This is a genomic window from Mesorhizobium sp. M2A.F.Ca.ET.039.01.1.1 (genome assembly GCF_003998035.1).
GTDB lineage: Bacteria > Pseudomonadota > Alphaproteobacteria > Rhizobiales > Rhizobiaceae > Mesorhizobium.
In genome coordinates, this window is record NZ_RZRY01000587.1 from 1 (window position 1) to 3,911 (window position 3,911).

Annotated in this window: 4 protein-coding genes; all 4 read right to left on the bottom strand. The window is 64.3% G+C overall.

Annotated features, from left to right (window positions below):
* On the bottom strand, nucleotides 1–812 hold an 812-nt coding region (locus EOA24_RS29855; RefSeq protein ID WP_133374674.1), incomplete at its 3' end, for a beta-L-arabinofuranosidase domain-containing protein.
* Nucleotides 813–830: 18 nt separating this feature from the next.
* Entirely contained in the window at nucleotides 831–1,688 is an 858-nt protein-coding gene (locus EOA24_RS29860) for a carbohydrate ABC transporter permease (RefSeq protein ID WP_126083150.1), read from the bottom strand.
* Nucleotides 1,688–2,608 (bottom strand): sugar ABC transporter permease, encoded by a 921-nt coding sequence (locus EOA24_RS29865; protein WP_126083151.1) that lies wholly within the window; start codon nucleotides 2,606–2,608, stop codon nucleotides 1,688–1,690. The genes EOA24_RS29860 and EOA24_RS29865 overlap by 1 nt, the downstream gene beginning before the upstream one ends.
* A 342-nt stretch (nucleotides 2,609–2,950) precedes the next feature.
* Nucleotides 2,951–3,911: sugar ABC transporter substrate-binding protein (locus tag EOA24_RS29875; protein WP_133374675.1), on the bottom strand; the 961-nt coding region annotated here is incomplete at its 5' end.

The window sequence follows — 3,911 nt, forward strand, 5'->3', positions numbered from 1 at the left end:
GTCTTGAAGTGATAGGCCTTCGGATCGGCGCCGCGGGCGCGCGCCTCCTCGTCGAAATAATGCGGCTGCTGCCCGCGCTGGTCGATGAAATATTTGGCGAGCTCCATGTATTTCTTCTCGCCGGTCGCCCGCGCCAGTTTCACCAGCGCCAGCTCGATCTCCTCATGGCCGCAATACCCCTTTTTCTTGCCGGGCTCGGGGCCGAACATCGAAGCGATGTGGTCGGCATAGCGGCACATGATGTCGAGCAGCTTGCGTTTTCCCGTCGCCTGGAAGTAGGCGACGGCGCCCTCGATCAGATGGCCGGCGCAGTAGAGCTCGTGGCAATCGCGCAAATTGGTCCAGCGCAGACCTGGCTGGATGCGCTGGTACCAGCTGGAGAGGTAGCCGTCCTCCTGCTGCAGCTTGCCGTACATATCGATGACGGCGTCGATCTTCTGCTCCAGCTCCGGGTTGCGGCGGCGGTAGAGCGAATAAGCGGCGGTCTCGATCGTCTTGCCCCAGTCGGAATCCCAGAACATCTGCGTCGTCACCGTCGAGCCGGTGAACTCGGCGCCCTGCCCGTCGGCCTCGTCCGGCGACGGCGAATGGAACGGGATGACGACGCCTGGCGACGGCCGGTCCGGATCGATCTGCTCCAGCATGCGCGCCTCGACGCAGCGGTCATAGAGGATGCCGGCGGTCTTGCTAGCCACCGCGTCGACACGGTCGCCCCAAAAACCGCGCACATCGACCTGCGGCACGGGCAACGGCCGGAAGGCGAGCTTCGGCCTGGCAGTGTCGGTTGTGGCGGCGGGACTCGATGCGGTCATGATTTCACTCCATTCGAATTACTTGACGGCCCCGGCCATGAGGCCGCGGATGTAGAAGCGCTGCAGCGCCAGGAAGAGGATCAGGCAGGGCACCATCATCACCGTGACGCCCGCCTGCACCGCGCCCCAGTCGATGGCGCCGAAGCGGCCGGACTGGAGCGCCGTCATCATCACCGGCAAGGTGAATTTGGACTGGTCGGTCATCAGCACGAGCGCGGCCAGAAACTCGTTCCAGGCGCCGAGGAAGGCGAACAGCGCGATGGTGACAACGCCCGGCCAGACCAAAGGCAGCATCACCTTGACGAGCATGGTGACGTTGTTGGCGCCATCCATGCGCGCCGCCTCCTCGATCTCGCGCGGCACGGCGTCGAAAGCGTTGCGCATCATGAAGATCGAGAAGGGCAGCTGCAGCGTGACATAGACGCAGACCAGCCCGGTCAGAGTATTGTGCAGGCCGAGCCTGGTCAGCACCAGGAAGATCGGCGTCAGGATCGACTGGAACGGGATCATGATCGTCGACAGGATGAGCACGAAGAAGAAATCCCGGAACGGAAAGCGGAAGCGCGAGAAGCCGTAGCCGGCGAGTACGCTGACCAGCACCGACAGCAGCACCGTCATCACCGAGACATAGATGCTGTTCTGCGCCGAGACCCACAACCCGTCGCCGAAGGCGTTCAGCGTCTCGTAATTCTCGACCGAGAAGCCGGTGGTCGGCCAGGGCGGCAGCGGCGGCTGGCGCGCCTCCTGCGCCGGCTTGAAGGTGGAGAGCACCGTCCAGACGATCGGCGCCAGGAACAGCACCGAGGCGATGATGCCGGTGGAATGCCTGGCGAGGCTGAAGGCGGCCTTGCGGTTCTGCGACATCGCCTCGGCCATCAGTCGAGCCCCTCGGGCTTGCGCAGCAGCCAGAGCTGGATGAGGCTGAGCGCCACCAGGATGGCCAGGAGCACCATGGAGAGTGCCGCGCCATAGCCGAGCTTGAACGAGACGAAGGACTGGTTGAAGATCCAGTAGACCGCCGTCAGCGTCTGGTTGCGCGGGCCGCCGCGCAGAATGATGTAGAACTGGTCGAAGGCGAGGATCGAGCCCGCGACCGACAGGATCAGCGCCAGCGCCAGCGTGCGGCGCATCAAGGGCAGCGTGATCGCCCGGAACCTGGCGAACGGCCCTGCCCCGTCGATGACGGCAGCCTCCTGCAGGTCCTGCGGGATCGACTGTAGGCCGGTCATCAGGATGATCATGGTGAAGCCGGCGACCTTCCACACCACCATGGCGATGATCGACCAGAAGGCCGGCTGGAAGGTGGCGAGAAGATTGACCTTCTTTTCGGTCAGGCCGAGGTCGTAAGCGGCCGGGCTGAACAGGCCGGAATCGACGTTGAGCAGCCAGGACCAGAGCAGGCTCGCCGAAGCGAAGCCGACCACCGCCGGCATGAAGAAGGCGGTGCGGTAGAGATTGGTGAGCGGGCGGGGCTTTTCGATGAAGATCGCCAGCGGGAAGGCGACGGCGAAGATCGCGATGGTGACGATCGCCGTGTAATAGAAGGTGAATTTCAGCGCGTTCCAGAACCGCGTGTCGCGCACGATCGCGACATAATTGTCGAGGCCGACGAAGGAATGCTCGCCCATCAGCGGCCAGTTGTTCAGCGACATCCACGCCGTCATGCCGAGCGGGATGACGAAGAAGACGGTGACGAAAGCGACGGCCGGAAGGACGTAGAGAAGGCCAACCCATTGCCGCAGGCTGGCGCTGGTGCGCGAGCGGGCGGGAGCGGATGTGGCGGTGATGGCAGTCATGGCAGCACCTTCCCTTCTCCCCCTGTGGGAGAAGGTGGATCGGCGCGAAGCGCCGAGACGGATGAGGGGTGTTCCAGGAAAAGCCAGCGTCTCACTCCGCTGGAACACCCCTCATCCGTCGCCTTCGGCGACACCTTCTCCCACAAGGGGAGAAGGGGGGCGCGAACCTCGCGGCCCCTCAACCTGGCGATGCTAGTGAGAGTGATTTTTCTCAACGCGTCAGTTCCTGCCGTTCAGCGATGCAACATCCCGGCCGCCCGGCCAGGGAGACGGGGCGGGCGGCCGGTCAGGGCCGTGGCGGCGAAGCGTTGCGCGATCCCCGTCGCCTGTAGGCCCTGGTGTCTACTTGTTCGGCGCCTGGTCGATGATCGACTGCATGGTGTCCTGCGCGTTGGCGATGGCGCCGTCGACATCGTCGCCGAAGAACACCTCGTTGACCATCTGAGTCCAAGGACCGTTGGCGGAGTTGATCAAATCGTTGAACACCACCGAATAGGGCGTCCTGCCCTTGGCCATCGCCTCGGCCGCCACCTGGTAGCGCGGGTCGAGGTCCTTCAGCGCGTCCTTGGCGATGTCGTTGCGCACCGGCAGGCTGCCATATTTGGCGAGGATGGTCTGGCCCTCCAGCGAATAGGCGAAGTCCAGGAACTCCTTCACCACGGCGATCTTCTTGGTGCCCTTGGTGACGACGAAATTGTCGCCGCCGGCGAAGGAGGACCAGCCGCCATCCTTGCCCGGCAGGAAGGTGATGCCGTAGTCGATATCGGGATATTGCGTGTTGAGCGCGCCGATGGCGAAGGCGCCGGATGGCGAGATGCCGATCTTGCCGCCGGCGAAGGCGGCGAAGAAATTGGCGCCGGTGTCGGTCTGCGCGCCCTCCGGCACCAGCCCCTTCTTGATCATCGAGCGGTAGAGGTCGATGGCGCCGCGCAGTTGCGGGCTGTCGAGCGTCGCCTTCGAGCCGTCCTCGGAGAGGATGTCGCCGCCCGAGGCCCAGATCAGCGGCGTGAAGGTGAAGATGTTGCAGCCGCCGCAATTGCCGGAGAAGTAGAACCCCTTGATGTCGCCGCCGAGCGCGTTGACCTTTTCGGCGTCGGCCGCGATCTCGGCCCAGTTCGTCGGCCCCTTCTCCGGGTCCAGCCCCGCCTGCTTGAACAGCTTCTTGTTCCAGATCAGCACCGAGGCGTCGGCCGAGAACGGCAGGCCGTAGATGCGGTCCTTATAGGTGCCGGTCTTCACATGCGCCGGCGAGAGGCTCGAAAAATAGGGCAAGGATTTCGCCCAGTCGGTGATGTCCTCCAGC

Excerpts from the sequence above, each read along its gene's own strand:
- EOA24_RS29865 (WP_126083151.1), bottom strand. The coding sequence starts at position 2,608 with ATGACTGCCATCACCGCCACATCCGCTCCCGCCCGCTCGCGCACCAGC.
- EOA24_RS29860 (WP_126083150.1), bottom strand. The coding sequence starts at position 1,688 with ATGGCCGAGGCGATGTCGCAGAACCGCAAGGCCGCCTTCAGCCTCGCC.